This is a genomic window from Streptococcus sp. 79 (genome assembly GCF_013277425.1).
GTDB classification, from domain to species: domain Bacteria; phylum Bacillota; class Bacilli; order Lactobacillales; family Streptococcaceae; genus Streptococcus; species Streptococcus pseudopneumoniae.
Genome location: NZ_VMMW01000074.1, coordinates 1 through 4,760 on the forward strand (window position 1 = coordinate 1; position 4,760 = coordinate 4,760).

Annotated in this window: 2 protein-coding genes; one reads left to right on the plus strand and one right to left on the minus strand. The window is 35.7% G+C overall.

The genetic code is table 11. From position 1 onward, the window contains the following. On the plus strand, positions 1 to 4,378 hold a 4,378-nt coding region (locus HT729_RS09305; RefSeq protein ID WP_172931943.1), incomplete at its 5' end, for a ZmpA/ZmpB/ZmpC family metallo-endopeptidase. A gap of 209 nt (positions 4,379 to 4,587) precedes the next feature. Here HT729_RS09305 and HT729_RS09310 read toward each other — a convergent pair. Next, positions 4,588 to 4,760 (minus strand): transposase domain-containing protein (locus tag HT729_RS09310; RefSeq protein ID WP_228349497.1); only part of this gene is annotated, 173 nt, incomplete at its 5' end.

The window sequence follows — 4,760 nt, forward strand, 5'->3', positions numbered from 1 at the left end:
GAATGGGCAAACAGTACCAACTGAATCTAATCAAGGTGCTACAAATAAAGTAGAAACAAATGAAGGTAATTTTGAAGAAGCTACAGGAAAACCTACAGATAATACTACAGTAAATCCAACAGAAGGCGCAGGAGAAGGTACCTCAAATCAAGAAGCAGAAAATCCAGTTCAACCTGCAGAAGAATCAACAACGAATTCAGAGAAAGTATCACCAGATACATCTAAAGAAAATACTGGGGAAGTGTCCAGTAATCCTAGTGATTCGACAACCTCAGTTGAAGAAACAAACAAACCTGAAAAAGATGAGTCAAAAGACGAAACTTCAACAAAACCTGAAAATTCTGGTAATGCAATAACAGAAGAGAATGGGCAAACAGTACCAGAACAACCAAAAGGAAATTCAACTGAGGATGTTTCAACCGAATCAAACACAGCCAATTCAAATGGAAACGAAGAAATTAAACAAGAAAATGAAGCAAACCATGATAAAAAGGTAGAAAATCCAGAGAAAACACTTGAATTAAGAAATGTTTCTGATATTGAATTGTATAGCCATCAAACAAATGGAACTTATAAACAGCATGTATCTTTGAATCAGATCCCAAGTAATCCAGATACTTACTTTGTAAAGGTAAAATCTTCTACGTTTAAAGATGTTTATCTCCCGGTAAAATCTATATATGAAGAGTTGAAAGATGGGCGTACATTTTATAAAATTACAGCTGGAGTTGATAAACTCCAGCAAGAGATAGACCATAAATATGTTGACAATTTCAGTTTCTATTTAGCTAAAAAGACTACAGAGGAAACGACAAACTTTACTTCCTTTGGTAATTTAGTTCATGCCATCAACCAAAATCTTGGTGGAACATATTATCTATCAGCCAGCTTGAATGCTAACGAAGTGGAACTGGATCCTGATGCGAAGTCTTATATTACAGGCACATTTACTGGTAGGTTGATTGGGGAAAAAGATGGCAAAAATTATGCTATCTATAATTTGAAAAAACCTTTATTTAACAATTTAAGTAATGCTACAGTAGAAAAATTAAGTCTGAAAGATGTTGCTATTTCAGGAAAGAATGATATTGGTTCATTGGCAAATGAAGCTACAAATGGTACAAAGATTAATCAAGTTCATGTCGATGGTGTCTTAGCTGGGGAACGTGGAATTGGTGGGTTGCTTGCTAAAGCTGAACAATCAAGTATCACTGATAGCAGTTTCAAGGGAAGGATTATCAATACCTATGAAACTACTGCTCCATATAATATTGGTGGTTTGGTTGGTCATTTGTCAGGAAATAATGCTACTATTGCAAAATCCAAAGTAAAAGTAGACATTTCATCAAATATCAATCAATCAGATCAAACAGTTGGTGGTCTTGCAGGACTTGTAGATAAAGATGCCCATATCCAGAACAGCTATGCAGAAGGAAATATTAACAACACCCAACGATTTGGTGCAGTTGGTGGTATAGCAGGAAATTTGTGGGATCGAGATTCAAGTGATGAAAAACACGCTGGTGAATTGACCGATGTTCTCAGTGATGTTAATGTAACCAACGGGAATGCCATCACTGGTTACCACTATAATGGGATGAAGGTGACTAGAGCATTTAGTAACAAAGAAAATAGGGTCATTAATATCACTTTGGAAAAGGATACAGTTGTCAGCAAGGAATCATTTGTAGATAGAGGAACAATTTTAGATGCTTCTGAAATGACTGATAAGAAAGCGGAAATCAATTCTCTCACTCTTCCGAATGTAGAACCTCTCTTAGCAACTAGTCATAAAGAAAGTGATTTTTCTAAGGTATCACACTATCAGCCTAGCCGTTCCTTGGTTTATAAGAATATAGAAAAATTGCTACCTTTCTACAATAAAGCTACCATCGTAAAATATGGAAATCTAGTAAAAGAAAGCAGTAGCTTATATCAAAAAGAACTCTTGTCCGCAGTTATGATGCAGGATAACGAAGTTATTACAGATATTGTAACCAATAAAAAAACTGCCAATAAACTCTTGCTTCATTACCAAGATCATTCCTCTGAGACATTACAGCTTAAGTACCTGGCTGATTTTGCTAAGTTAGCAGAATATAGTCTAGGAGATACTGGCCTTCTTTACACACCGAATCAATTCTTGTATAATCAAGAAACGATTATACAGCAGGTCTTGCCAGAATTGAAACGGGTAGATTATCACTCAGATAAGATTAGAAATACACTTGGTATTTCACCAAAAGTGAAGCAAACCGAGCTCTATCTAGAAGATCAGTTTACTAAAACGAAGGAACATCTAGAAGAAAGTCTGAGAAAACTGTTGTCAGCTGATGCTGGTCTACTAGAGGACAATCAAGTCATGAGCGGCTATATAGTAGATAAAATCAAGCGCACCAAGGAAGCCTTGCTCCTTGGTTTGAGCTACCTAGAGCGTTGGTATAACTTTAGCTATGATAAGGTTAATATTAAAGATATCGTCATGTATCATCTGGATTTCTTTGGTAAGGGAAATGCTTCGCCACTAGACACTCTGATTGAATTAGGTAAATCTGGCTTTAACAATCTTCTAGCTAAGAATAATGTTGATACTTATAGTATTAGTCTTGCAAGCCATCATGGAACAAAAGATTTGTTTAGTACGCTTGAAAATTACCGAAAAGTCTTTTTACCAAACAAAACTAACAATGACTGGTTTAAATCACAGACCAAGGCTTATATCGTTGAAGAAAAATCTAATATTCCAGAAGTGAGGGCTAACCAGGAAAAAGCTGGTAGCAAGTATTCTATCGGTGTCTATGATCGAATCACTAGCGACAGCTGGAAATACCGTAACATGGTACTACCTCTACTTACCTTGCCAGAAAAATCAGTATTTGTCATTTCAACTATCTCTAGTCTAGGCTTTGGTGCTTATGATCGTTACCGTAATAAAGAACATCAAGCAAGTGGTGATCTGAATAACTTTGTTGAAAAGAGTGCTCACGAAACAGCAGAGCGCCAACGAGATCACTATGATTATTGGTATCGTATCCTAGATGAAAAAGGGCGTGAAAAGCTTTATCGAAATATCTTGCTTTATGATGCCTATAAATTTGGAAATGATATTACTGAAGGAAAGGCTAAAAAAGTAGCAGATTTTGATGATCCAAATCCTGCTATGAAACATTTCTTTGGACCTGTTGGAAATAAAGTCGGTCATAATGAACACGGTGCTTACGCCACAGGTGATGCCGTTTATTATATGGGTTATCGTATGTTAGACAAGGATGGAGCTATTACTTATACTCATGAGATGACGCACGATTCAGATCAGGACATCTACCTTGGAGGCTATGGTCGAAGAAGTGGCTTGGGACCAGAGTTCTTTGCCAAAGGCTTATTACAAGCACCAGACCATCCAGAAGATGCGACAATCACCATCAACTCAATCTTGAAACATTCAAAATCTGATAGTACAGAAGGACAACGATTACAAATACTTGATCCAACTACGAGATTTAAAAACTCTGATGATTTGAAGCAATATGTCCACAATATGTTTGATGTCGTTTACATGTTGGAATATCTTGAAGGAAAATCTATTACAGAGAACCTTACCAATTATCAAAAAACGAAAGCTCTCAGAAAAATTGAGAATAAGTTTGTGAAAGATCCAGCAGATGGAAATAACGTATATGCGACAAATGTTGTCAGAGATCTGACAGTAGAAGAAGCTGAAAAACTACGTTCATTCAATGATTTGATTGATAATAATATTCTTTCGTCTAGGGAATATACTTCAGGGAAATACGAAAGAAATGGTTACTATACTATCAAACTATTTGCACCGATTTATGCAGCATTAAGTAATGATGACGGAACGCCAGGTGACCTAATGGGACGTCGTATGGCCTATGAACTATTAGCTGCTAAAGGCTTTAAAGATGGTATGGTACCTTATATCTCAAATCAATACGAAGAAGTTGCTAAACAAAATGGTAAAAAAATAACTATTTATGGTAAAGACCGAGGATTGGTGACAGATGAGCTTGTCCTTCGAAAAGTATTTAATGGTCAATATAAAACTTGGACACAATTCAAGCAAGCTATGTATAATGAACGTGTAGCTCAATTTGATAGACTGAATAAAGTTACTTTTAATGATCCAACAAAACCTTGGACTAGTTTTTCTACGAAAACCATAAGTAGTGTTACAGAGTTGCAGCGATTAATGGATGAAGCTGTTCGAAAGGATGCAGATGAGGATAGATATTCTTGGAGTAATTACAAACCAGAATTTGATAGTTCAGTTCATAAGTTGAAGAGAGCGATTTTTAAAGCTTATCTTGACCAAACTGATGATTTTAGAAGTTCAATTTTTGAAAATAAAAAATAGTGTTTACTATTAGGAAATAAAAATTGAATGTAGAGAATTAGAATTGTCATTATTAAAAAAGATAAATTTTCCATTCGGAAAATAAAATGTATTGTTGGTTCGGTGTTACTCGGAAGTGTCTTGGTTGCACCGTAACCGTCCAATAGCGAAGTATATTGAAAAATCTCCAGACTAGGGAACTCACGGATAGTTCCTAATCTGGAGATTTCTTATTTGCACTTTTCTTGTACAACTTTAGTCCATGGTAAATAAGCCTCTAAAACCTCTTTGTTTACGAGAGTTTCCTCGTTTGGAAGACATTCTAGAAGATAGGATAGATATTTTTCACTATTTAGTTGATGACGTTTAGCTGTTTCCAACAAACTCATAATAATAGCTCTTG